The organism is Streptomyces sp. NPDC057900 (assembly GCF_042887885.1).
In the GTDB taxonomy this organism is placed as follows: Bacteria; Actinomycetota; Actinomycetes; order Streptomycetales; family Streptomycetaceae; genus Streptomyces.
In genome coordinates this window covers 959,254-983,469 of the sequence record NZ_JBHVOI010000002.1, presented here as the reverse complement: position 1 = coordinate 983,469, position 24,216 = coordinate 959,254, and the positions used below count along the sequence as shown (strand labels likewise).

Below are 24,216 nucleotides of genomic sequence, written 5' to 3'. Positions count from 1 at the left end.
CCGCCGGGCCCCGCACCGGTATTCCGGGCGTGACCCCAGCCCCACAGCACGGGACACACCGAAAGCCACGCCCGCGAACTGCGCCACAGGCGCAGCACCACCCCCGGGCGGCACTCCTCCGCCGCATCGAGCACGCCACGAAAATCCCCCATCCCCCTTCTGCCAACGGGAGCTGGACCTTCATGGACCGTCGCACGTTTCTCACCACCACCGGGACCGGGGCTGCCGCTCTGTCCCTCGGGGCCGCGCCCGTGTCCCCGGCGCATGCCGTTCCCACCGCTCGGTCCGTGCCATCGGCGGACGCCGCTCATCTTGTTCATGCCTTGGATACACCGCTGCTGCTGCGCTGGTTCCGCGATACGTATCACTCGATCGAGGCAATGACGACCGACCTGGGTCTCGCCGTCGACAAGATCGACGTGACCGGTCCGGGCGGTCCCGTTCAGTCACGCCAGACCTCGCCCACCAATATCGGCTGCGGCCTGTGGTCGACCGTCGCCGCCGGCGGCCTCGGGGTGATCAGCGACGCCACGATGCGGCGCAGGCTGGAGCGTACGGTCCGGTCCGTGGAGAAGCTGGAGCGTCATCACGGCTTCTGGCTCAACTGGTACGACGCGCACGACGGTTCGGTACTGACCGAGTGGCCCGGTACCGGGGACCCCGTCCGTCCGTTCCTCTCCTCCGTCGACAACGCCTGGCTGATCACCGGTCTGCGCATCGCCGCGGATGCCGCGCCGGCGCTGCGGCCCCGCATCGGCCGCATCCTGGCGGACGCCGACTGGTCCTACTACTACACGCCCTTCGATCCGGCCGACCCGGTCGCCGGACCCGGCCAGCTGCGCGGCGGCTTCTGGACCGACACCGGGGAACCCACGGGCCATCACTACGGCGCGCTCAACACCGAGCCCCGGATGGCCAGCTACCTGGGCATCGCGGACGGAACGCTGCCCGCCGACCACTACTGGCACCTGCTGCGCACCATGCTTCCCGGGAATGAGCAGGAGCAACAGCCACAGGGCAGCTACGTGGCGATGGACGGCATCCGCGTCTGGCAGGGTCACTACACGCACGGCGGCCGCAAGTTCGTCCCCACCTGGGGCGGGTCGATGTTCGAGGCGCTGATGGTTCCGCTGTTCGTGCCGGAACCGGAATGGTCACCGCAGTCGTGGGGCCGCACCCATCAGCGGTATGTACGGAGCCAGATCGAGCACGGCAGGTCAGAAGCGGAGTACGGGTACTGGGGCTTCTCCCCCGCCGACATTCCCGAGGGCGGATACCAGGAGTACGGGGTCGACGCCCTCGGCATGCAGCTCGACGGCTACGCCTCCAACACGGACCGCACCTACACCACGGACGGCGAACCGCTGCCGCCCCCGTCGGCGTTCACCAATGGTGTCGTCACGCCGCACGCCTCGTTCCTCGCCCTGCTCTACGCACCGGCGGAGGCGGTGGCGAACCTTCGGGCCCTGGACCGCGATTTCGGTGCCTATCACGACGGCTACGGGTTCCGGGACTCCGTCAACGTCTCCACCGGACGGGTCAGCGACTATCAGCTCGCCCTCGACCAGGGCATGATCGCCGCGGCGCTGGCCCAGGCGATCCGCCCGGGACTGCTGCAGCAGCCGTTCCGGACCGGCGGGTTCCGTTCCCGGGTACGGCCGCTGCTCGCCAAGGAGCGCTTCAGCATCTGAGCCCGGCGGCCGCCCACCGACGGGCAGGTCAGTGCCAGCCCTCCCGGTACGCCGCCCAGTCGCCGTCCCGTGCCGCGAAGTCGACGTAGAGCGCGACCCCGAACCGTTCCCGGCCGCGGTCCGTGCGCCCCAGCCCCAGCCTGGTGCCGCGGACGGCGGCCGCGACCGTCTCCGCCGAAGCGTGGTGGCCCAGGTCGTTCTCGTGGAAGAACGGCAGCCCCATCAGCAGGTCGGTGTCGCGCGGCGTCACTTCGAGGGCCAGAGAGGTCTGTTCGGCGACGTACCCGCCGAACAGGCCCTCCAGCGGCATCCAGGTGTCGTACGACATGACGGCGATCTGGTCGACCCTGCGGGCCACCTGGCCGAAGTACTTCTGCGACCACCACTTGCCCCGGCCGGAGAGCGCGCCGAGGACGGTCTGCGCGGCGGGCAGTGGGTCTATCTGGTGGGCCGCCACGGACAGCGGCACCGCGCGCGCCCGGGTGAGGGCGCGCAGGTCGTCCAGGAGCGAGAGGTAGTGGGCGTCGCCGGAGTGCAGTGGTTCCAGGTCGAAGTGCACACCGTCGAATCCGGCGTCCAGGATCTGCCGCGCGGATCCGACGACCGCGTCGCGGGACGCGGCGCGCTCCAGATGCAGCCCCTCGTCCCCCTCTGACGCGAGCCTGTCACCGAGCCAGGCCTGGACCCGGATGCCGGGCATGGTGCGGTGCACGGCCTCGATCAGCCAGCGCGCCCGGGGGTAGCGGGAGGCGGGCAGGGTGCCGTCGTGTTCCAGGGGCCCGGCGTGGACGTACAGGTCCTTGATGCCCGTCCCCTTGATCCGGGCGGCGAACGCGTCGAGGTCGGCGTCCTTCTTCCGGCCGTCGACCCAGGCGTGCCCGAGCCAGATGGCGTCGCGGCCCCGGGTCCGGGTGCCGTCCCCGGGGTCGCCGGTGAAGTTGAGCCGCAGGGCGACGCCCGCGGTGAGGACCGGCACCACGAGCACCAGGACCAGCCCCAGCGCGATCCGTCTCGGCCACGTCCCGAAGAGCCGGGCCGTACCCCTTCTTACCGCCGCTGCCGTCCGCCTCATTCGTCCACGCACGCGCGCCCCCTGTGTCCCGGTGGTTGTCCCGGTCGGTGTACTCCGGCTGTACGAACACCGGGGCGTGCCGCTCGGCGGGCACGCCCGTACGAGAAGCAGGACGCGCCAGGCCCCGGGGCCGTTCCCGGGCCGGCCGGACAGGTCACCGGCCGGGTCGCGAGCCCCCGGAGGTGGACATAGCCTCACAAACGTGACGCCGCCTGTGAGCCGAACCCGGACCCTCATACCGGGCCGGGCCCTGCTCGCCGTCCTGATGACGGTGTGCTGGCTGGCCCTTCCCGCCGCGCTGACCGCGCGCGCCGACGATCCCGTCACACTGGCCCGGGACGGACAGATCACCGACCGGGTCGGCGCACTGGGGAACCGGAAGGGCCAGGTCGTCGCGGCCCTCGACCAGCTCTACGACAAGCGCCGCGTCCAGCTCTTCGTGGTGTACGTCCGTGACTTCTCCGGACGGTCCCCGCAGAGCTGGGCCGACGAGACGGCCGACCGCAACGGCCTCGGCCGCGACGACGTCCTGCTCGCCGTCGCCACCCATGACCGGCAGTACGCGTACTCGGTCGACCAGGACTCCCGCTTCACCGACGCCCAGCTCCAGGATGTGGCGTCGACCGCCATCGAGCCGGCCCTCAGGGAGAACGACTGGGCGGGCGCCGCGATCGGTGCCGCCAACGGTTACTCCGCCGTCCTGGCCGGCGCGGCAGTACCCACTCCGAAGATCACCCCGGGTGCCGACGACCCAGGTACGGGGGACTCCGGCGGGACGAACGCGGGGGACCTGATCCTCCCGGGCGTCGTCGTGATCGCGGCCCTCGCGGCCGCCGCCTACGCGTACACCCGCCGGAAGCGGCGCACGGCCACCCGCACGACGCCCGGCGCGACCGGCTGGGGGCCTGGAGACGCCGACCGGGGCCCATCAGCGGAACCACTCACTCCGCTGCCGGAGCTCGATGCCCGGGCCAAGGAGACGCTGGTCGCCACGGACGACGCGGTCCGCACCAGCGACGAAGAGCTCGGGTTCGCCACGGCCCAGTTCGGAGAAGAGGCCGCGGCCCCCTTCACCGAGGCCGTCGCCTACGCCAGGGGTGAACTCACGGCCGCATTCCGCTTGCGCCAGCAGCTCGACGACGCCATTCCGGAGGACGACGCCACCCGACGGCGCATGCTGGACGAGATCCTCAACCGCTGCGCGGACGCCAACACCCGCCTGGACGCGGTCTCCGAGGACTTCGACCGGCTCCGTGCGCTCGAACGCAACGCCCCGCAGGCCCTCGCCGCGGCCGAGACCGCGTTCCGTTCACTCGCGGGCCGGGTCTCCACGGCCGAGGCGACCCTCGTCTCCATGCGTGGTCGGTACGCGGATTCGGCCTCCGCCCCCGTCGCGGGCGCTGTCGAACAGGCCAAGGACCGGCTCGTCTTCACCACGTCTTCGCTCAACCAGGCCCGGCAGGCGGTGGACGGCGGCGACAACGCGGCCGCCGCCGTATATGTACGGGCCGCCGAGGGCGCGGTCGGCCAGGCCGCCACTCTCGTCGATGCCGTCGACCGGCGCGCCGGGGAGATCGAGGAGGCTGCGGGCAAGCTGTCGGCCGCGCTCACGGAGACGGAGACGGACCTGGCCGACGCAGGCGGGCTGCTGGAAGGAACCGCAGAGGGGGTTTCCACGGCGGACCTCCGGGGGCGGATCGCCCGCGCCACAGCCGTGATCCGCGACGTGCGGGAAGAGCTGGGGGCCGGTCCGTACGACCCGATCGAGGCGCTGCGCCGGGTGGAGGAGGCGGACGCGGCGCTGGACGAGGCGCTGGCCGGCGCCCGCGAGCGTGAGCAGGGCAACCGGCGGGCCCGCTCACTCCTCGACCAGACGATGCTGACCGCGCGCTCGACGATCGGTGCCGCCGCCGACTACATCAGCACCCACCGGGGCGCGGTCGGCAGCCAGGCGAGGACCCGGCTGGCGGAGGCGCAGCGGCGGCTGGAGCGGGCCGGCGAACTGGCCGGGGCGGACGACGCTCAGGGGGCGCTGGCCGAGGCGCACCAGGCGGACTCGCTGGCCGGGCAGGCACAGAGCATGGCGGAACAGGACGTACGGGCATACGGGAACCGCAATGGACCGGGCGGTGTACAAGGAGTGGGCAGTGGGGGCGGGGGCATGGGCGGTGCGGTCCTCGGCGGAATCATCCTCGGCGGACTCCTGGGTGGCGGCGGCCGGGGAGGCGGATTCGGGGGCGGTGGATTCGGAGGAGGGGGGATGGGCGGAGGGGGGTTCGGCGGGGGCGGTGGGCCCGGCAGTTTCGGCGGCGGGGGCACCCGCGGGCGGCGGGGCGGGGGCGGCCGGTTCTGACAGGTTCCGCATGTAAGCGGCACTGAAGACAGCAGCCCGGAACAGAGCGGCACTTGGGCGAAGCACTACTGAGCGAGCACCACCGGGCAAGACAGCACTGGGCGATGCAGCACTGGACACACAGGAGAGGTGCCATGAGCAAGCAGACCATTCTCGGACGCGTCACGCAGCTGGCGAAGGCAAACATCAACGCGCTCCTCGACCAGGCCGAGGATCCGCAGAAGATGCTGGACCAGCTGATCCGCGACTACACGTCCAATATCTCGGAGGCCGAACAGGCCGTGGCGGCCACGATCGGCAACCTGCGGCTGATGGAGCAGGACCACCGGGAGGATGTCGAGACCGCCAGGGAGTGGGGCGAGAAGGCGCTCGCCGCCAGCCGCAAGGCGGATGAGCTGCGTAGGGGCGGATCGGCGGCCGATGCCGACAAGTTCGACAACCTGGCCAAGGTCGCGCTCGGCCGGCAGCTCCAGTCGGAGAAGGAGGCGAAGACGGCGGAGCCGACCATCGCCTCGCAGACGGAGGTGGTGGACAAGCTCAAGTCTGGCCTGGATCAGATGAAGGCCAAGCTGGCGGAGCTGAAGGCCAAGCGGGACGAGCTGGTCGCGCGGGCCAAGTCCGCACAGGCGCAGAACCAGATGATGGACTCCGTCAAGAACATCAATGTCCTCGACCCGACCAGTGAGATCAGCCGGTTCGAGGACAAGGTGCGGCGCGAGGAGGCGAAGGCGGTGGGCAAGCAGGAGCTTGCCGCGTCGTCGCTGGACGCCCAGTTCGAGCAGTTGGACACGCTGGGGGCCAGCGCGGAGGTCGAGGCGCGTCTCGCGGCCCTGAAGACGGCCTCATGAGTCCGGTCCGGTCCGTGATCAGCATGATGAGAACGATCAGAACATGCTCAGAAGCTCCTCGACCGTGCGCTCGGCGGCGGGCCGGCCGTCGGGCAGCGGCAGTTCGAACCAGACCGTCTTGCCTCGCGGCGTACGGCGTGATCCCCAGGCCGCGCTCAGCAGGCCGACCAGTTGCAGGCCACGACCGCCCTCATCCGTATCGCGTGCCCGCCTCCGCCGCGGCTGGACGAGACCCGCGTCCCATACCTCGCACACGAGGGTACGGTCGCGCAGCAGCCGGAGCCTGATCTCGCCCTCGCCGTACCGCAGGGCGTTGGTGACGAGTTCGCTGACGAGCAGTTCGGTGGTGTCCACCAGGTCGTCGAGGTCCCAGGCGAGCAGCTGGCCTCGGGCGAGCTCGCGGGCACGGCCGACCGAGCGGGGTTCGCGGGGCAGCCGCCAGTCCCCGACGGCTTCGGTGGGCAGCCCCTGGATGCGGGCCATCAGCAGGGCGATGTCGTCCTCGCCGTGGCGGGTGTCGAGAGTGCTCAGTACGCGGTCGCAGACGTCCTCAAGGAGCGGCGCGGGTTCGACGAGGGCGCCGCGCAGCGCTTCCAGTCCTTCGTCCAGCGGATGGTCGCGGGACTCGACGAGACCATCCGTGTAGAGGGCGAGGAGGGCGCCCTCCTTGAGTTCGACCTCGACTTCCTCGAAGGGCTCGCCGCCGACACCGAGCGGCATGCCGGGCGGGACGTCGAGCAGGAGCGCCGGTTCACCCGGCTCGACCACGACAGGGGGAAGATGTCCGGCATTGGCGAACGTGCACCGTCGGGTGACCGGGTCGTAGACGGCGTAGATACAGGTCGCCAGATAGACCTCGGAGAGGTCTGCCTCCCGGGACTTGTGCGCGGCCCGCGAGGGCCACTGGGCGCCGCCGGTCCCGTCGGAGGAGGTACTGCCACCGGGGGTGCCGAGACCTCGGGCGACTTCATCGAGCGCGGAGAGCACCTCTGCGGGTTCCAGGTCGAGGAGGGCCAGGGTCCTTACGGCGGTGCGCAGTTCCCCCATGGCCACCGCGGCGCGCAGGCCGCGGCCCATCACATCACCGACGACCAGGGCGGTGCGGTGCCCGGGAAGTTCGATCACGTCGAACCAGTCGCCGCCCACCTCGGTCGCGGTGTTGCCGGGCAGATAGCGGCAGGCGATGTCGAGGCCGGCGGCCTCGGGGTCGCCGGGGGGCAGCAGGCTGCGCTGAAGTATCAGGGCGCGCTCGTGCTCGCGCCGGTAGAGGCGGGCGTTGTCCATGCAGACGGCGGCGCGGGCGGCGAGTTCGGTGGCCAGCGCCCGGTCCCGTTCCCCGAAGGGCTCGCTGCCCTTCGTACGGGAGAACTGCACGAGGCCGACCACGGTGTCGTGAGCGACCATCGGCACCGCGAAGGTGGACTGGACGAATCCGCGGTCGTCGCCGGGCACGTCCTCGATGTGGCCGGTGCGCAGAGCTATGGCGCACGGCGAGTTGAACGGGTAACGGTGCACCGCTCCAAGCGCGGGCGGTGCACCGTTGCCCGCGACCGGTTGGTTCAGCGCGGCGTCATCACCGTAACCGGCGCCCCGCCCGTGACTGGGCCCAGGGCCGACAGCCGTGCCGGACCCGCTGCCGGGCATCGCATCGGGTGTCACGTCGGACATGGCGTCCGGCATCACGTCGGGCATGGCGCCAGGCATGGCGTCCGGCATCGCATCCGAAACAGCGCTGGCGAAGGCGACGCGGCGCAGTTCGGCGGAGCCGCCGACCGATTCCTGACGCGGCGAGCTCCAGCTGCCGGGCGGCGCCTCCTCACCGGTGAGGAGTGATTGGTAGAGGTCGACGGATGCCAGGTCGCAGAAGCCCGGTACGGCGACGTCGAGGAGTTCGCGGGCGGTGGTCTCCAGGTCGAGGGAGTTGCCGATGCGGGCGCTGGCCTCGTTGAGCAGTGCGAGGTTGCGCCTGGCGCTGGCGGCCTCACGGGCGGCTATATGGCGCCGGGTGACATCGGTGGCGATTCCGGCGATGCCGATGGGGCGGCCCGATCCGTTGTGAACCCGGTAGAGGTTCATCGACCAGTGCCGACGCTCCGGTTCACCCGGGACGGTGCCGACGAGTTGGAGGTCGGTGACGGCTTCGCCGGTCGTCAGCACGCGGCTGAGGGTGGCGGCCAGCCGGTCGGCCTCCGTGCCGGCGAGATAGTCGTGGACGGTGCGGCCGCGGTGGTCGTCGGCCCGGCCGCCGAAGACGGTGGCGAAGCGCTGGTTGGCACGCAGCACCGTGAAGTCGGTACCGAACAGTACGAACCCGAAAGGAGATTGGCCGAAAATCGCCTGCGAGGCCGCGAGGTCGGTCTCGATGCCGCGCAGCGCGCGGACGTCCACGACGATGCAGACCGCGGCCCGTTCACCCGTCGCCGTCTCACTCGGCATCACATAGATCTCGGCGAGGCCGTGGAGTGCGCCCTCGCCGGGCATACGGAAGGGGACGAGTCCCGTCCACTCCTTGCCGTCGAGCACTTCGCCGATCCGGCGATGGCCCTCACGGCGCAGCTCACCGGGCATGAAGGCCTCGACCGGGTCCTTGCCCAGCGCCTCGTGCGCGGCCACGCCGAAGAGACCGGCGGCCCGGCGGCTCCACTGCTCGATCAGACCATCGGGGCCGATCGAGAAGGAGGCGACCCTGATGTAGTCGTAGATCGAGCCCGGCGGACTGCTCTGCCACACCACGTCGCCCGCTGTCACAGGTATTTCGCTCACGCGACCGTCCCCTCCAGCTCACACACCGGACCGGTCCTGCCCGCAGTATTCAGCACTACGGCCCTCACCGACACGGCGTTCACGATCACAGCACGGTCTCAGTCCCTTTCAGCCAGGTTCTGTACAACCTCTGGTGATCGCTGTTCGTCCCACCCCACTCCTAACCAGGCAGGGCCAGCTCGAACCACACCGTCTTGCCACTCTTTCCGCACCTGATTCCCCATCGCCTCGCTGAACCGGCAACCAGCTGCAGTCCTCTGCCGCCCTCGTCGTCCGGCCCCGCCGTACGTTCGGTGGGCGGATCCGGAAGCGGATCGGAGACTTCCACCAACAGACCGGCATGGGCGGCGGGGCCGTCACCGTTGAGATGAGGCCGCGCCACTCGCACAACGATGGGGCCCGACGCATAGCGCATGGAGTTGGTGACCAGCTCGCTGACCAGGAGTACAGCGACATCCCCGACCGCCGTGTCCAGCCCCCAGCCGCGCAGCGCCTCATGGACAGCGTGCCGCGCCGTGCGCACGGCGCCGGGAACAGCCGGAAAGCTCCACTCGGCGCAGTCGCCTTTGGTATCGATCACGCCGATCACTTCCCAAGACCAGCAACGGAGAACGTCCTACTTCGGGGGTTAAACAGGACATACCCGATATTCAACGCGGAATACCGGTCGGCGACGACACGTGGGGCGTACGGGTGTAAGGCCATGCGCACGAACGGGTGTACGCGGAAAGAAAGGGCGCACGGGCCCTGCGGTGCGCGCCGCACGGCAAACACCCCGCTCAGTGGTGTGCGCCGTCGGCCAGTCGCCGTAGGGCTTCGGCCACTGCGGGCCGGTCCTGGTCCAGCCAGTCGACCGATTCGCCCTCATCGGGGCCGAGCCAGCGCAGCTCGTCGTGGTCCTGAAGAGGCGCGGGCACGCCGGACACCAGACGGGCCGTCCACACCCGGAGCACGTAGCCGGGCTTGAGCGGCCACTGACCGGGGACGCGCTCCAGCGGTTCCGTCTCGATGCCGAGCTCCTCGCGGAGTTCGCGCACGAGCGCCTGCTCACCGCTCTCCCCCGGCTCCACCTTGCCGCCGGGCAGTTCCCATCGGCCGGCCAGCTCGGGCGGGGCGCTACGCCGCGCGGCGAGCAGCCGCCCCCGGTCGAACACGGCTCCGGCCACCACCACGCGATCACTCATGCCCCGGAGCGTAATGCCCGGCCGGCCGGCCCCGGAGGGCGCGGCGCACGAGCGCTACGGCCGCGCGGCCTGCCCCGCCCGCTCGACCCAGTAGAGCTGCTTGTGGCCGCGGACATCGAGCTTGTCGGCGGTTCGCTGGGCCTCGTCCTGCGTGGCGTACCTGCCCACGCGGTAGCGGTTGCCGTTGTCGTCCTGCCGTATCACCAGCCAAGGGAGCACGGCACCGCTGTCGCTCATCGTCGCCCTCCCGAGCATTGCGCCCCTCCCCTGAACGGCGTGCATGTTTCTAAGGATCCCCAGGAAACCGCAGTACGCATATGCCCGAGCGTACGCCTGACCTTCACACAACGAATACGGAATTGCACAAAGAGATACCGATCCGGCCAGGTGTGGACCAAGCACCAGGGGGCGCATCCAACTGGCTGCGCCCCCTGGCCGGTTCGGACCGGTTCACGCCGGCCCGCCTCCCAACTGCACGGAGCGGGTCGGACGGGTCCGGAGGACGGCCTGGGCGGCCTACACCCGGCTCGCGTTCGCCGCCGCGCTCTCCCCCGCGCCGTCGCGCAGTACGGGCATCGGCATGAGGACCGGGCCGCTGGCCGGTTCCTTGCGGCAGACGTCCCCGCATTCCGCGTCCAACGAACAGCACAGCGAGCAGATCGGGCCGGACTGCACGGGACAGTCCGCGATGTCCGGGAGCTCGTAGGCCGTTTCGCAGACCGAGCAGGTGTGGGTGGCGGTGATGTCCGCGACGTCGACTCCCGGACCGTTCACCGGATTGGGCCGGGCCAGGTAGTACCTGCCCCCGGTCGCCCGGGCGATCAGCGGACAGAGGGTCAGCGAGAGACCGGCCGCGATGAAGGTGGAGAAGGCCTCCGCGTACGTACCGAACAGCCCGAAGAAGGCAAGGATCGAGACGGTCGAGGCGATCACCATCGCGCCGAATCCCGCCGGGTTCACCGCGTACAGGTAGGCCCTCTTGAATTCGATGTACGGAGGGCTCAGACCGATCCGCTTGTTGATGACCAGGTCGGCGGCGACCGCCGCGATCCATGCGATGCCGACGTTCGAGTAGAAGCCCAGCAGTTTGTTGAGGGCGGCGAACATGTTCATCTCCATCAGCGTCAGCGCGATGACGAGATTGAGGAAGATGTACCAGACCCGGCCGGGGTGACGGTGGGTGATCCGGGAGAAGAAGTTCGACCAGGACAGCGAGCCGCTGTAGGCGTTGGTCACGTTGATCTTGATCTGCGACACGATCACGAAGAGCGCGGCGGCCGGCAGGGCGAACGAGCCGAGCCAGGGCTTCAACGCCTCGATCTGCGGTGCGATCGGCTCCAGCGCGTGCGTCTTGCCGACCGCTTCGAGTGCGACGAAGGCGAGCAGCGCACCGCCGAGCTGCTTGGCCGCGCCGATGATCACCCAGCCGGGACCGGCGGCGAGGACCGCGATGTTCCAGCGGCGCTTGTTGGCCTCCGTCTTCGCCGGCATGAAGCGCAGGTAGTCGGCCTGCTCACCGATCTGCGCGATGAGCGAGAGCGCGACGCCCGTGCCGAGCCCGAACCCGACCCAGGAGAATCCCGAACCCGCGCCTTCCGTCCCGCCGAAGGAGCCGAACGCGCCCCAGGCGTCCGGCGCCTCGAAGGCGAGGACGACGAACGGCAGCACCATGCCGATGATCCAGATCGGCTGGGTCCAGGCCTGGACCTTGGCGAGGGCTCCCATCCCCCGGAAGACGATCGGGATGACGATCAGCGTGGTGATCAGATAGCCCGCCTGGACCGGCAGGCCGATGGCCTGATGCATGGCCTGCGCCATGATCGAGCCTTCGAGGGCGAAGAAGATGAAGGTGAAGGACGCGTAGATCAGCGAGGTCAGCGTCGAACCGAAGTAGCCGAATCCGGCGCCCCGGGTGACCAGATCCATGTCCAGGCCGTACTTCGCACAGGCTCGGGCGATAGGTATGCCGGTGAGGAAAATGATCGTCGCCGCCGCCATGATCGAGGCGAACCCGCTGGTGAAGCCGTAGGTGAAGACGATCGAGGCACCGATGGCGAAGTCGGCCAGATAGGCGATACCGCCGAGTGCGGTGCCCGCGACCGTGCCGGGCGACCAGCGCCGGAACGAATGCGGTGCGTAGCGGAGGGAGTAGTCCTCACGGCTCTCGTCGGCGGCGAGCTTGGCGTAACTGCGCCGGGGCGGCGGGGATCCGGCTCCGCCTCCCGGGGCCCCCGGAGCGACCTCGTGCGGGCCCGCCGGGGCGCCATCCGGGGCTCCTGGGGCGGCGGCCGCCTCAAGAGCCCCGGTCGTCTGGGGTATGGCTGTGTCCGTCATCGGTGACTTCCCGTTCGTCAGTCCGGTGTGCGGGTTCGAACGGGAAGTTAGGAGCAGGACATGACAAGCCGTCACGGGAGACGATTGCCCGGCTGTTACGGGACCCGCGCGGACGTTAATTCGTCGTCACGGCCGCCGGACGGGTTCCACCGGCTATCGGTCATCCAGCAGGAACGGCCCTTCCGGTGACCGGTCATCGGACGGGCAGGTGGTAGGCGATCCGATAGCGGTCGGCCGGCACCACCACATCGGCGGTCTCGACCGGCCGCCCCGACGCGTAGTACGTGCGCTCGATCACCATCACGACGTGTCCCGGCACACCGCCGAGCGCCAGGAGCTCCTCCGCAAGCCCCGGGCGCGCGCCGACCTGCTCGGCCACGTTGTCCACGACCACATCGATCGCGGCCATCCGCTCGACCACCCCGCAGCCGCCCAGCGGGCCCTCCTCCGGCAGCATCACCGGCGTGCGCCCCGTGACCGCGAGGGGCTCCCAGGAGGTCGAGAGCATCATCGGCTCGCCCGACTCCCGGAACACGTAGCGCGTACGCATCACCCGGTCGCCCGGCTCGATCCCGAGCCGTTCGGCGATCTCCGGACTCGCCCCCTCCTGTTCGCTCCGTGACTCCCAGGTCCCCCGCGCCCCCTCGGCCGTCTGCTCCTGCCGGAACGGGCTGGCACCGGTCTCGGACCGGAAGCCGGAACGGGCGATCCGCCGCGGGACCGGGCGCTCGCGCACATACGTACCGGAACCGGAGCGGCCCTCGACCAGCCCCTCGGCCATCAGCACTTTGCGCGCTTCCAGCGCGACCGTGTCCGAGACCCCGTACTCCTCGCGGATACGCGCCTGGGACGGCAGGCGCGTATGCGGCGGCAGCGAACCGTTGGCGATCTTCTCTCTCAGATCGCTCGCAACGCGCAGATAGGCGGGCTGCTCACCGAAAGTCACAGGCCACTCCCCAAGAGGTTGACAGACCGCAACAGCGTCGCAACCGCCGGTTCAGCACCGCAAGCGCAGGCCAGAGATTCACTCGAAGTGATGATTCATGATCGCTGTGCGCATACCCCGGCATCCGCCCGGCGCCGCGCCGAACAAGCCCCCCTGGGACGCTGACCTCTCCGCGCGCCCTCCTGAGATGCTGACCGCCATGGCCACCTCTTACCTCTGCCCGCAGGACGGAACCCGTGCCGACGTCTCCTCGCTGACTTGGTGCTGCCCCGCCTGCCGCGGCCCCTGGGACCTCGATTTCCGGATCGCGGGCCCCGTACACGCCGGTGCGCTGCCCGGGCGGGTCAACTCCCTCTGGCGCTACGAGGAGGTGCTGCCGCTCGCCGCGCCCACCACCACTCTCGGTGAGGGCCGCACCCCGCTCGTGCCGCTCACCGGTACGGTCTCGGCCAAACTCGACTTCCTCATGCCGACGCTCTCCTTCAAGGACCGCGGTGCGGTGATGCTCTCCGAACTGGCCCGGAGCCTCGCCCCCGCGCGCGTCGTGGCGGACAGCAGCGGCAACGCGGGCACCGCCGTCGCGGCCTACTGCGCCCGCGCCGGGCTGCCGTGCACGGTGTACGTCCCCGAGGGCACGTCCCCGAAGAAGACCGAGCAGATCCGGGCCCACGGAGCCCGGCTGGAAATCGTCCCCGGTGACCGCGAGGCCACCGCCCTGGCCGCCCGAGCCGCCGCCGACGCACCTGGCACCTTCTACGCCTCGCACGTGTTCAACCCGTACTTCCTGCACGGCACGAAGACCTACGTGTACGAGCTGTGGGAGGACCTCGGCGGCAGGCTCCCCGACGCGATCGCCGTACCGGTCGGCAACGGCACCCTGCTCCTCGGCGCGGCCCTGGCCATCACGGAGCTCCGCGACCAGGGCCTGATCGACACCCGCCCGGCCCTCATCGCCGTACAGGCCGAGGCCGTCTCCCCACTGGCCGAAGCCTTCCGCGCCGGGGCGGACGACCTCCTCGACAGTCCGGCCGGGGCCCTCTCCCCCACCCTCGCCGAAGGCATCGCCATCCCGCGTCCGCCGCGCGCCCGCGCGATCCTGGCGGCGGTGCGCGAGTCGGGCGGCACCTTCCTGACCGTGACCGAGGACCAGATCCGCGACGCCCAGCTGGATCTGGCCGCCCGTGGCTTCTACGTGGAGACGACCGGGGTCGCGTGCTGGGCCGCGGTCGGCGGCTGGAAGGACCGCAGCGTCGTCGTACCGCTGTGCGGCGCGGGCCTCAAGACGGGCCTCGCGGCCTGATCCAGCCAGGGGCCCGCGTCCGGCTCCCCGACACACCACCTGGCCGCCTGGCCGCCCGGCCGGCAGACCCTAGCCGTGCAGCCAGATCCGCAGCGGACCGACCGGCTCGAAGCCGTGCCGAAGGGCGGTCTCCAGGTCTTCGCCGTGTTCGTAGCCGACCACAGGTGCTGCCGGAAACAGCGAGCGCACCGCGCCCAGAATCCCCGGCCAGGCCGCGTCGGGGCCGCCGTTCAGCGCGAAGACGTTCGAGACCCCGACCACCTGGTCGCTCCGGCTCGCCACCGCTCCGGCGACCACGTCGCCGTCGGGGGACTTTCCGGCGAGCACGAACGTCGCCGGGTCATCGAGCAGTTCGGGCCGGAAGAGATCCGCGTTGCCGTCCCCGTCGTCCCAGGCGTGCGCCCAGGCGCGGAGCTTGTCCCGGGTGTCGGCCACCTCCCAGCCGAGGTCCGGCACGGTGGCGGGAGCACTTGCCGGAAGGTGGATCCACTGGCCCTCGAACAGCACCTGGAATCCCGCCTCCACCAGGTCGAGGTCGGCGAAGCTGTCCTTGACCGAGGCCCCGGACGTCGTGGTGTCGATCCCGGTCGCCACCGCTGACGGCTCGGCGCCCGGCACCAGCGTGACCGCGTCGGGGTAGTAGAGCGGTGTACGGGCCGGGGCCGTCCAGGCCTGAGCCCCGAACGTGGTCGTCAAACCGTGCGACCGGCTCATAGCCGCACACCATTCGGCGTTGTTGCGAGCAGCGGCGCGGGCCAGAAGCTGTTTCGTCGTCACAGGTGCGGATCGTGGAACATCGGGAGCCGGGTGTCCAACGGGTTTCCGCTGCCCATAGGAAGGGCCCCGCCGTGGGCGCCCTCCTTGGCTACTGCCGCATCAGCCGTTCACTCATATCAGCCTTTCACCCGCGCGCCGTGCGTCACTGTGATGTGCCCGTTTCCTTACGTTCGTACCGTGCGCCCCTCGCGAATCGCCCTTGTCACGTCTCTGGTCGCCTGCGCCCTGATCGCGCCCCTGCCTCCCGCCGTCTACGCCTCGCACCAGGCCCTGCACCCCTCAGCCGTCGGCCCCGCTGCCGGCCCCGCTGCCGGTCCTGATCCGGGTACGCGGCCCGCCTGCGGCCGGGACACCGACCCCGCCTGGGCCCCGACGTCCACCACGTTCGGCGAGGCCAAGGGCTACGACCCCTACGTGGGCAACGGATACCTGGGCCACCGCGTGCCCGCCGCCGGCGCCGGATACGCGGAGCCGGGCCAGAAGACCGGCTGGCCGCTGTACACCCCGCGCTACGACGGGGCCTTCGTCGCCGGGCTCTTCGGCCGGGACGAGAAACTGGCCGCCGGACGCGAAGTGGTCGCCGCACTGCCGAGCTGGACCAACCTCGATGTGCGGGTGGGCGACGAGACGTACGGCTCCGCCACTCCGGCGGGCCGGATCTCCCGGTACCGCCAGACGGTGTTCCTGCGCTGCGGTCTGGTGCGTACGTCGCTGCGCTGGACGACCTCCGACGGCCGCGCGACCGACCTGACGTACGAGGTGCTGGCCGACCGCGCCTCCGTACACACCGGTGCAGTCCGACTGCGCATGACCCCGCACTGGAGCGGCACGGCGACGGTCACCGGCCGGCTCGACCCGCGGGGCGCACGCCGGATCGCGCTCGATGACGACGGGACGTTCCGCACTCGGGGCACCGGAACGGCGGGCGCGATCGTGCAGACGATGCGCCGGGGTGCACCGGATGCGGATGGGGCCCGGGTGAGCGCCGGGCGCACGTACACATTCGAGAAGTACGTGGGGATCGACACCGCGCTCACCTCGCGCGCCCCGCGCACCACCGCCCGTGACGCCTCCCGGCGCGGGGCGCGGCTCGGCTGGTCCGCGGTCCTCGCGGAGAGCGCCGCCGTCTGGCGCCGGGACTGGTCCGCGGACGTGTCCGTACCGGGCAGCCCGGAGCTCCAGAAGTGGCTCCGCTCCGCGCAGTACGGTCTCCTCGCCGCCACCCGCGCCGGTTCCCGCGACAGCATCGCCCCGGCCGGGCTGACCAGCGACAACTACGCGGGCATGGTGTTCTGGGACGCCGAGACGTGGATGTACCCCGGGCTGCTCGCCACCCGTCCCGAGCTGGCCCGTTCGGTGGTCGAGTACCGCTACCGCACCCGGGGCCAGGCCCGTACCAACGCCGAGAAGCTGGGGTTCAAGGGGCTGTTCTACCCCTGGACGAGCGCGAGCAAGGGCAACCTCTGGTCCGAGTGCCAGAGCTGGAACCCGCCGCACTGCGTCACGCAGAACCATCTCCAGGGCGATGTCTCCCTGGCCGTCTGGCAGTACTACCTGGCCACCGGCGACCGCGACTGGCTGGCCGGCCACGGCTGGCAACTGCTGCGGGGCATCGCGGACTTCTGGGCCTCGCGCGCCACCGCGAACGACGACGGCAGTTACTCCGTGAAGGAGGTGGCGGGCCCGGACGAGTACAGCAACGGCGTCACGGACGGGGTGTTCACCAACGCCGTCGCCGCCACCGCCCTGCGCAACGCCACCCGCGCGGCCGGGCTCCTCGGCCACCCCGCCCCGGCCGAGTGGAACAAGGTCGCGGACGGTCTGCGCATTCCGTACGACCCGGAGCGCAAGCTCTTCCTCCAGTACGCGGGCTACGACGGCTCGACGATCAAGCAGGCCGACACCGTGCTGCTCGTCTACCCGCTGGAGTGGCCGATGGAGCCGGGTGCGGCAGCCGCCACGCTCGACTACTACGCGGCCCGCACCGATCCGGACGGCCCGGCGATGACGGACTCGGTCCATGCGATCGACGCGGCCGCGATCGGGGAGCCGGGGTGTGCGACGTACACCTATCTTCAGCGTGCTGTGCGCCCGTTCATGCGCGGCCCGTACGCCCTCTTCAGTGAGGCGCGGGGCGCGAAAGCGGGCGCGCAGGACCCCCTGTCGGGGTTTCCCGCCGAGGACTTCCTCACCGGCAAGGGCGGCTTCCTACAGGTGTTCACGCACGGGCTGACGGGGCTGCGGCTGCGCGAGGACGGGGTCCGGCTGGACCCGATGCTGCCGCCGCAACTGCGCGAGGGGGTCAGGCTGACGGGGCTGCGCTATCAGGGGCGTACGTACGACATCGCGATCGGCCCCAGGACGACGGAGGTCCGGCTGACCTCGGGCGCCCCGTTCACGCTCCACACGCCCGCCGGAGCGCGCCTCCTGTCCACCGCGCTCACCCTGCCGACCCGCCGCCCCGATCTCGCCCCGACCACCGACGCGTCCCGCTGCCGCCCGGCGACGGCCACCTCAGAGGCCCCCGGCCTGTACGCGCAGGCGGCGGTGGACGGCAGCACGGCCACGGCCTGGTCCCCGGACGGAGCGACGGGCACGCTGACCGTGGACCTGGAGCGGACCGGCGCGGTGACGGCCTTCGCGCCGGAGTGGACGGACGTGCGCCCCGCCTCGTACCGGCTGGAGACCTCGGCGGACGGGCGGCACTGGGAGCCGTACCGGTCGGGGGCCGTCGCCCGCGAGGTGCGGGTGACGGTCCGCTCCTCGGATGCGGACGAGCCCACGGGCGTACGGGAGCTGAGGGTCACCCAGCCGTAGCGGGGCCGCTGTCGCGTGCACATGGATGAATCCCGGTCCGGCCGGGAATAGCGGGCTCTGGTGCCTGTTGGCCACAGCATGACTTCTGAGAAGCGTGAGGCGTTCGGACGGATCGGTATCTGGAGCGGCGCCCTGCACGCGTCGCGGGTGGACGACGCGGGGAAGCGAGCGATCGCGGAGGCCGTCGCGGAGCTCGAAGAGCTGGGGTACGGCACGCTCTGGATCGGCGGCAGTCCGTCACCGGAGGACGCGGCCTCGCTCGTCGACGCCACCAGCAGGGCCACCGTCGCCACCGGCATCCTGAGCATCTGGGACCACGCGGCGCAGGACGTGGCGGCCCGGATCGCGGCTATCGACGAGAAGGCGCGCGGGCGGTTCGTCCTCGGCCTGGGCGTCAGCCACGGCCCGATGGTGCCGCAGTACGCGAAGCCGTACAGCGCGATGGTCACCTACCTCGACGCGCTGGACACCGCCGCCCCGCCCGTGGACTCCGGACACCGGGTCCTGGCGGCGCTCGGCCCGAAGATGCTGAAGCTCGCGGCCGACAGGGCCTTGGGCGCGCACCCCTACCTCGTCACCGCAGAGCACACGGCGGAAGCGCGCGAGGCGCTCGGCCCGGACGCGTTGCTCGCCCCGGAACTGTCCGTCGTGCTCGATACCGACGCCGACCGGGCCCGCACCACCGCCCGGAACATGCTGGGGATGTACCTCCAGCTGCCCAACTACACCGAGAACCTGCTGCGCCTGGGGTTCGCGGAGAGCGACTTCGCGGACGGCGGCAGCGCCCGCCTGCTCGGCGCCCTCTTCGCTCTGGGGGACGCCGAGCAGGTGAAGGCGCGGGCCCAGCAGTATCTCGACGCCGGCGCCGACCACGTCGCCCTCCAGGTGCTCACCGCGGACGAGGGCGGCGCGGGACTGCCGAGGGCCCAGTGGCGCGAACTGGCCGAAGCCTTCGGCGAGGAGCTGTAGTCGGCGGTGCGGCCGGGCAGCGGCGCGTACCTCCGGGCTCTCAGCTCCCGTTCGGAGGGCCCTGCTGGGGGCCGAGGGCCGGTTCGAACGCGGCGGTGTAGCGGTCGAAGTGCCCCTTCCAGGCATCGGTGGCGATGGATTCGCCGGCGAGGTGGCCGAGGCAGATCTGCCAGCCGGCCGCGTTGCGGGCGGCGATGCCAGGGGGCGTCTCATCGGTGAACACCAGGCGGGTGCGACCGCCCGGCTCCGGTGTCAGGTGGAAGCGGAGGGTCTCCTCGCCCCAGGTGTAGGCGAGGACGCGGGGCGCTTCCGCTTCCAGGACGACGCCGGTGAGGGTCATGTCGGTGCCGGGGAACGGGAAGCTGATCCTGGCGCCGGGCTCCCAGGCGTCGGCGATGACCTCGCACGGAAACCAGGCCCCGAGCTCCTCGCGGTCGGTGATCGCGTGCCAGACCGCCTCGGGAGGCTTGGCCAGGACCCGTTCGAAGCGCAGGACCGGCCGCTCGCCGTCCGTACTCAGCGTGGCGTCGGCGGTATCGGTGGGATCGTTCCGGCCTGTGGGGTCTCCGGAATTGTTCATGACGCTCCTTCCTCCAGATGCCGGTCCAGCCGGTCCAGACTCACGCTCCACAGCCTGCGGTAGGAGGCGAGCCACGCATCGAGCTCGGCCAGCGGCTCCGGGCGTATCCGGTACAGCCGCCGCTGAGCGTCGACTCTGGCCTCGACCAGTCCGGCATCGCGCAGAGTGCGCAGATGCTTGGAGACGGCCGGCTGCGTCAGCCCCAGCTCGTCGACCAGCTCACCGACGGGCCGCTCGCCATCCTTGAGGAGGTCGAGAATGCGCCGCCGGTTGGGCTCGGCGAGCACGGCGATGACGTCACTTGCCGGGGTACTCACCAGACCAATATACGACCTCAGCTATATGCCAGCAATGGCATGTAAGTGGTCCGGCCAGGACCTCCGGCCCACGCCCGACCCGGAAGGCGCTCACCTACGATGGCAGCGACGACCGGACGGCAAGACGACTAGACGTTGAGACGACGACAGTGCGGGCTCCCGGGCCCACCGCGGGGAGGAACGGCAGCCGATGAGCCTTCGCCAGTTCGAGTACGCCCTGGCCGTCGCGGAGGAGGGCTCGGTGACGGCGGCGGCGGAGCTGCTGCACGTCGCCCAGCCGTCGATGTCCCAGCAGATCCGCAGCCTGGAGCGGGACCTCGGCGTGCAGCTGTTCGCCCGTACGCCGACCGGGCTGGTCCCCACCGTGGTCGGCCGCGCGTTCCTGCGGGAGGCCGAGGTCGCCGTGAGCGCGTCGCGTCGGGCGAGGGCGACGGCGCGGGCCGGGGCGGAAGACCTGGCGGGCGAGCTGACGGTCGCGGCACAACTGGGCTTCGGCACCCGGCAGCTCCCCGGCGCCCTCGGCACGCTGCGCCGCCGCTTCCCCCGGCTGGAGATCACCGTCTTCGAGGAGCCGAGCTCCGCCGAGCTGGAGCAGCTGTGCCGTCGGGGCGTGCTGGACCTCGCGCTGATGGCGGCGTGCGAGCGGAGCCCGGCCGACGCCCACCGCCTCGGGGCCGAGGAGTTCGTCGTGGTGCTGGGCGCCGGGCATCCGCAGCTTGCCGCGGACCGGGTCGACCTGCGCGAACTGGAGGGCGAACCGTGGGTGAGGTTCGACCGCGACAGCGCGCTCGACGCCGTGCTGCAGAACGTGCTGCGGGAGACCAGCACGAGCCCGGTCACGGCCGCCCGTGTGTCGCAGACGGCGACGGCCGTGCGCTGGGCCGCGCAGGGGCTGGGCCCCACGCTCGTCCCGGCCTCCGCGGTGCCCCACGGTCACGAGCACCTCGTGCGCCCGGTGTTCCCGGTCGTGTCCCAGCCCGTCATCGCGGTCGTCAGGCAGGGCGCGGGGCCCGCCGAGAAGGCCCTGCTCGACCTTCTGCGGCAGGAGACCTGGCCCGAAGCCGATTCCAATTCCGATTCCGACCCCAAAGTCGATTCCGATCCCAGAGTCGATTCCGATCCCAAAGTCGACTCCTTCTCCAAATCTGCTTAATCCCCATCGAACGGAACCGGAGTCGGAGCCATTTCTCCGCCTCAGCCCCTGGGGAATTCACCGCCGTCCACGATGAGATTGCTCGCCGTCAGCCACTTCGCCCGGTCGGACAGCAGGAACAGCACCGCGTCCGCGATGTCCTCGGGCAGCCCGTCGCGCCCCAGCGGTGTGGTGTCGGCGGCGTTGGTCGGGCCGGGTGCCCCGCCCATGCGCGCGGACACCTCCGCCCACTGTTCGCGGGTCGCCTCGCCGCCGGGGGTGGTGGTCCGGCCGGGAGACACGGCGTTGACCCGGATCCCGAACGGTGCCAGCTCCACGGCCAGGCCCTTGCTGTAGTTCTCCAGCGCCGCCTTCGCCGCCGTGTAGTGCAGGAACGGACCCACCGGGGCGAGGACCGCCGCCGAGGAGACGTGCACGATCCTCCCCGACCGCCGCTCCCGCATCCCCGGCACCAGCAGCGCGTCCAGCCGCACCGACGCCAGGTAGTTCAGGTCCAGCGCGTCCTGCCACTCCTCGTCGGGGATGGCCAGGGCCCCTTCGTGGGGTCGCGCCCCGCCCGCGTTGTGAACCAGGATGTCCACCCCGCCGAGCATCTCCCGCGCTGCCGCGGCGAGCGCCTCCGCCCCCGCCCAGGTCCGCACATCGGCCGCCACGAAGGCGGCCCCGTCCGGCACCGTGCCCGTCGCGGACCTGGCGGTCGTCAGGACCTCGGCGCCCGCGTCCAGGAGCCGGCGGGCGACGGCCGCCCCGATGCCGCGAGAACCTCCCGTGACCAGCGCACGCTTACCCGCCAGTTCCCGCGTCCCCGATTCGGATTCGGTCCCGGGACCATTCCCCGGCACATTCCCAGAACCGTTCTCGAATTCGTTCCCGGTTCCATTCTCGACTGTGGTCATGCCACCGGCCCTCTCGATCGTATGTGAGTCAGTTCAACGAAATGGGGTTTACACCTCGTCGCGCTGGTTCACCGTACGACCGGAATGGAATGCGGGACAAAGACGGAAAAGCAGCAGGCGCTATAGAGAATTCCTATGCCGCATCAGCCGCCCCGCGGCCGCCTCCCCACCGGCCACTTCGCGCGCGCCGGTTCACCAGGCGTTCAGTTGCCCGCGCCGAGGCCGGACATGAAGGCGGACGGATACCGGTCTCCACGTGCCGCGCCGAGCGGCACCGCCTTCTCGATCTCCGCGAGGTCGTCGTCGGTGAGGCGCACCTCCAGCGCGGGCAGCGCCTCGGCCAGCCGCTCACGGGTGCGCGCTCCCACCAGGGGCACGATGTCCTCGCCCTGTGCGGCCACCCACGCGATGGCCAGCTGGGCGACGGTGCATCCCTTCGCCCCGGCGACCCGGCGCAGCGCCTCCACGAGGGCGAGGTTGTGCTCCACGTTGTCCGCGGAGAACCGCGGACTGTGGCCGCGCCCGTCACTGGGGTCGGCGGCGCGGCCGGCGGACCAGTGTCCGGAGATCAGGCCCCGGCTCAGCACGCCGTACGCGGTCATTCCGATGCCCAGCTCCCGAAGCGTGGGCAGGATCTCGGCCTCCACCGCACGGGAGATCAGCGAGTACTCGATCTGCAGGTCAGCGACCGGCTGCACGGCGTGCGCCCGGCGGATCGTCTCCGCACCGACCTCCGAGAGTCCCAGGTGGCGTACGTATCCGGCGTCGATCATCTCCTTGATCGCGCCCACCGTCTCCTCGATCGGCACGTCCGGGTCCAACCGGGCCGGCCGGTAGATGTCGATGTGGTCGACGCCCAGCCGGGTCAGCGAGTAGGCCAGGAAGTTCTTGACCGCCTCGGGGCGGCCGTCCGTACCGCCGAACGCCGGGCCGGGGCCGCGCAGCATGCCGAATTTGACGCTCAGCCGGTAGCTGTCCCGGTCCCGGCCGCGCAGGGCCTCGGCGAGCAGCAGTTCGTTGTGGCCCATGCCGTAGAAGTCGCCCGTGTCGATCAGCGTCACACCGGCGTCCAGCGCGGCGTGCACCGTGGCGATGCTCTCCGCGCGGTCGGCGGCGCCGTACGCGCCGGACATGCCCATGGCTCCCAGGCCGAGGGCGGAAACGGTCGGGCCGTCGTGGCCCAGGGTTCGCGTATGCATCGCAGTCTCCTTCGTCGTCGGATTCGCCGTCGGTACTCCTTCCACTGTGGGCGGGATCGGGCGGAAGTGGCAGAGGAGCGTTTATCCAGGGAGCGCCACTCCCTGGATGCCCGGCCGTCCGGGCGCGACCATGGAGGTATGCAACGTGAACAGCTCGGCGACTTCCTGCGCCGCCGCCGCGAGTCGATCCGCCCGGAGGAGGCGGGCGTCACCGCCGGCCCCCGCCGCCGCACCAGCGGTCTGCGCCGCGAGGAGGTGGCGATGCTCGCGGGCATGTCGACGGATTACGTCGTACGCCTGGAACAGGGCCGCAGCAGTCAGCCGTCGGTCCAGCTCCTGGGCGCCCTGGCCCGAGCGCTGCGGCTGTCGGAGGACGAGCGTGACCACTTGTTCCACCTGGCCGGTCACCAGCCGCCGCCCGCCGACGGAGTCGCCCGGCTGGCCCGCGCCGGCCTGATGCGCATGATCGATCTGCTCGGCGACACCCCCGCCGCGGTCCTGTCCGACCTGGGCGAGATCCTCGCTCAGAACCGGACGGCCGCCCTGCTCACGGGCGACCACGTCGATCTCTCCGGCGACCGCCGCTACGCCGTCTACCGCTGGTTCACCGACCCGGCCGCGCGGGCCGGCGCCCCGGCAGAGGAGCGGGAGCACCGCAGCCGCCAGCTCGTGGCCGACCTGCGCGCGGTGGCCGGCCGCCGTTCCGGCGACCCGACGGTCACCGGTCTGATCGAGCGGCTGCGGGCCGCGAGTGACGACTTCGGCCGACTGTGGGCCGAGCACGAGGTCTCGGTCCGGCGCGCCGACCGCAAGACGTTCCTGCACCCCCTGGTGGGACCGATGCTCATGGACTGCGAGACCCTGCTCACGCCCGATCAGCGCCAGCAGCTGCTGGTACTCACCCCGGCGGACCCCGAGACCCGCGAGCGGCTGGACCTGCTGCGGGTGCTGGGCACCCAGTCCTTCCCCACGGAGCACACCGACCCGTCCGCACGGTGACCCGCGCCCGCGCCAGTA

The 24,216-nt window shown here is 71.2% G+C and carries 20 protein-coding genes; 8 read left to right on the top strand and 12 right to left on the bottom strand.

The features are described 5' to 3' along the window. Window positions 1-182 precede the first annotated feature (182 nt). A complete protein-coding gene (locus tag ACFVQ0_RS11795) occupies window positions 183-1,691 on the top strand; it encodes a glucoamylase family protein (RefSeq protein WP_390086916.1) in 1,509 nt (502 codons plus the stop codon). Window positions 1,692-1,719: 28 nt separating this feature from the next. On the opposite strand, the gene ACFVQ0_RS11790 is transcribed toward ACFVQ0_RS11795, so the two are convergent. Beyond that, entirely contained in the window at window positions 1,720-2,763 is a 1,044-nt protein-coding gene (locus ACFVQ0_RS11790; RefSeq protein ID WP_390087778.1) for a hypothetical protein, read from the bottom strand. Window positions 2,764-2,977: 214 nt separating this feature from the next. Between ACFVQ0_RS11790 and ACFVQ0_RS11785 the strand changes: the two genes are divergently transcribed. Further along, the gene (locus tag ACFVQ0_RS11785) at window positions 2,978-5,116 is read left to right on the top strand and encodes a TPM domain-containing protein (protein WP_390087776.1); all 2,139 of its coding nucleotides are present in this window, start codon (window positions 2,978-2,980) and stop codon (window positions 5,114-5,116) included. A 134-nt stretch (window positions 5,117-5,250) separates the two neighbouring features. Further along, window positions 5,251-5,964, top strand: coding sequence for a PspA/IM30 family protein (locus ACFVQ0_RS11780; protein WP_390086914.1), 714 nt, complete (start codon window positions 5,251-5,253; stop codon window positions 5,962-5,964). Window positions 5,965-6,000: 36 nt separating this feature from the next. Here the strand turns inward: ACFVQ0_RS11780 and ACFVQ0_RS11775 are convergent, their stop codons facing one another. The 6 genes from ACFVQ0_RS11775 to ACFVQ0_RS11750 all read right to left on the bottom strand — a co-directional run bounded on the left by ACFVQ0_RS11775 (window position 6,001) and on the right by ACFVQ0_RS11750 (window position 13,191). Beyond that, window positions 6,001-8,694 carry a SpoIIE family protein phosphatase gene (locus ACFVQ0_RS11775; protein ID WP_390087775.1) on the bottom strand — a complete coding sequence of 898 codons (2,694 nt, stop codon included), beginning with the start codon at window positions 8,692-8,694 and terminating at the stop codon, window positions 6,001-6,003. A gap of 193 nt (window positions 8,695-8,887) precedes the next feature. After that, entirely contained in the window at window positions 8,888-9,316 is a 429-nt protein-coding gene (locus ACFVQ0_RS11770; protein ID WP_390086912.1) for an ATP-binding protein, read from the bottom strand. A 190-nt stretch (window positions 9,317-9,506) separates the two neighbouring features. Then, window positions 9,507-9,911: a (deoxy)nucleoside triphosphate pyrophosphohydrolase gene (locus ACFVQ0_RS11765; RefSeq protein WP_390086910.1), complete on the bottom strand. Its 405-nt coding sequence runs from the start codon at window positions 9,909-9,911 to the stop codon at window positions 9,507-9,509. A 54-nt stretch (window positions 9,912-9,965) separates the two neighbouring features. Further along, the gene (locus ACFVQ0_RS11760) at window positions 9,966-10,193 is read right to left on the bottom strand and encodes an SPOR domain-containing protein (protein WP_390086908.1); all 228 of its coding nucleotides are present in this window, start codon (window positions 10,191-10,193) and stop codon (window positions 9,966-9,968) included. Between the two features lie 234 nt (window positions 10,194-10,427). Beyond that, complete coding sequence (locus ACFVQ0_RS11755; protein WP_390086906.1) at window positions 10,428-12,245, bottom strand: purine-cytosine permease family protein; 1,818 nt, start codon at window positions 12,243-12,245, stop codon at window positions 10,428-10,430. 193 nt (window positions 12,246-12,438) lie between these two features. After that, window positions 12,439-13,191, bottom strand: a complete 753-nt coding sequence (locus tag ACFVQ0_RS11750; RefSeq protein WP_390086904.1) for a GntR family transcriptional regulator — start codon at window positions 13,189-13,191, stop codon at window positions 12,439-12,441. A gap of 199 nt (window positions 13,192-13,390) precedes the next feature. Here ACFVQ0_RS11750 and ACFVQ0_RS11745 point away from each other — a divergent pair, with 199 nt between their 5' ends. Next, complete coding sequence (locus ACFVQ0_RS11745; protein WP_390086902.1) at window positions 13,391-14,491, top strand: threonine synthase; 1,101 nt, start codon at window positions 13,391-13,393, stop codon at window positions 14,489-14,491. Window positions 14,492-14,560: 69 nt separating this feature from the next. On the opposite strand, the gene ACFVQ0_RS11740 is transcribed toward ACFVQ0_RS11745, so the two are convergent. Further along, window positions 14,561-15,205 carry a hypothetical protein gene (locus tag ACFVQ0_RS11740; protein ID WP_390086900.1) on the bottom strand — a complete coding sequence of 215 codons (645 nt, stop codon included), beginning with the start codon at window positions 15,203-15,205 and terminating at the stop codon, window positions 14,561-14,563. A gap of 213 nt (window positions 15,206-15,418) precedes the next feature. Here ACFVQ0_RS11740 and ACFVQ0_RS11735 point away from each other — a divergent pair, with 213 nt between their 5' ends. Both ACFVQ0_RS11735 and ACFVQ0_RS11730 read left to right on the top strand, forming a co-directional pair. Continuing rightward, entirely contained in the window at window positions 15,419-18,085 is a 2,667-nt protein-coding gene (locus ACFVQ0_RS11735; RefSeq protein WP_390086898.1) for a discoidin domain-containing protein, read from the top strand. Window positions 18,086-18,163: 78 nt separating this feature from the next. Continuing rightward, window positions 18,164-19,054, top strand: coding sequence for an LLM class F420-dependent oxidoreductase (locus ACFVQ0_RS11730; RefSeq protein WP_390086896.1), 891 nt, complete (start codon window positions 18,164-18,166; stop codon window positions 19,052-19,054). A gap of 40 nt (window positions 19,055-19,094) precedes the next feature. Here the strand turns inward: ACFVQ0_RS11730 and ACFVQ0_RS11725 are convergent, their stop codons facing one another. Together ACFVQ0_RS11725 and ACFVQ0_RS11720 are read right to left on the bottom strand one after the other, a co-directional pair. Continuing rightward, a complete protein-coding gene (locus ACFVQ0_RS11725) occupies window positions 19,095-19,634 on the bottom strand; it encodes an SRPBCC domain-containing protein (RefSeq protein ID WP_390086894.1) in 540 nt (179 codons plus the stop codon). Continuing rightward, complete coding sequence (locus tag ACFVQ0_RS11720; RefSeq protein ID WP_390086892.1) at window positions 19,631-19,951, bottom strand: ArsR/SmtB family transcription factor; 321 nt, start codon at window positions 19,949-19,951, stop codon at window positions 19,631-19,633. The genes ACFVQ0_RS11725 and ACFVQ0_RS11720 overlap by 4 nt, the downstream gene beginning before the upstream one ends. Before the next feature lie 190 nt (window positions 19,952-20,141). On the opposite strand from ACFVQ0_RS11720, the gene ACFVQ0_RS11715 reads away from it, so the two are divergent. After that, window positions 20,142-21,104, top strand: a complete 963-nt coding sequence (locus tag ACFVQ0_RS11715) for a LysR family transcriptional regulator (protein WP_390086890.1) — start codon at window positions 20,142-20,144, stop codon at window positions 21,102-21,104. Window positions 21,105-21,145: 41 nt separating this feature from the next. Here ACFVQ0_RS11715 and ACFVQ0_RS11710 read toward each other — a convergent pair whose 3' ends face one another. Continuing rightward, a complete protein-coding gene (locus tag ACFVQ0_RS11710) occupies window positions 21,146-22,000 on the bottom strand; it encodes an SDR family oxidoreductase (protein ID WP_390086888.1) in 855 nt (284 codons plus the stop codon). A gap of 203 nt (window positions 22,001-22,203) precedes the next feature. Continuing rightward, entirely contained in the window at window positions 22,204-23,199 is a 996-nt protein-coding gene (locus ACFVQ0_RS11705) for an aldo/keto reductase (protein WP_390086886.1), read from the bottom strand. Window positions 23,200-23,337: 138 nt separating this feature from the next. Between ACFVQ0_RS11705 and ACFVQ0_RS11700 the strand changes: the two genes are divergently transcribed. Further along, window positions 23,338-24,198, top strand: a complete 861-nt coding sequence (locus tag ACFVQ0_RS11700) for a helix-turn-helix transcriptional regulator (RefSeq protein ID WP_390086884.1) — start codon at window positions 23,338-23,340, stop codon at window positions 24,196-24,198. The last annotated feature ends 18 nt before the right edge of the window (window positions 24,199-24,216 follow it).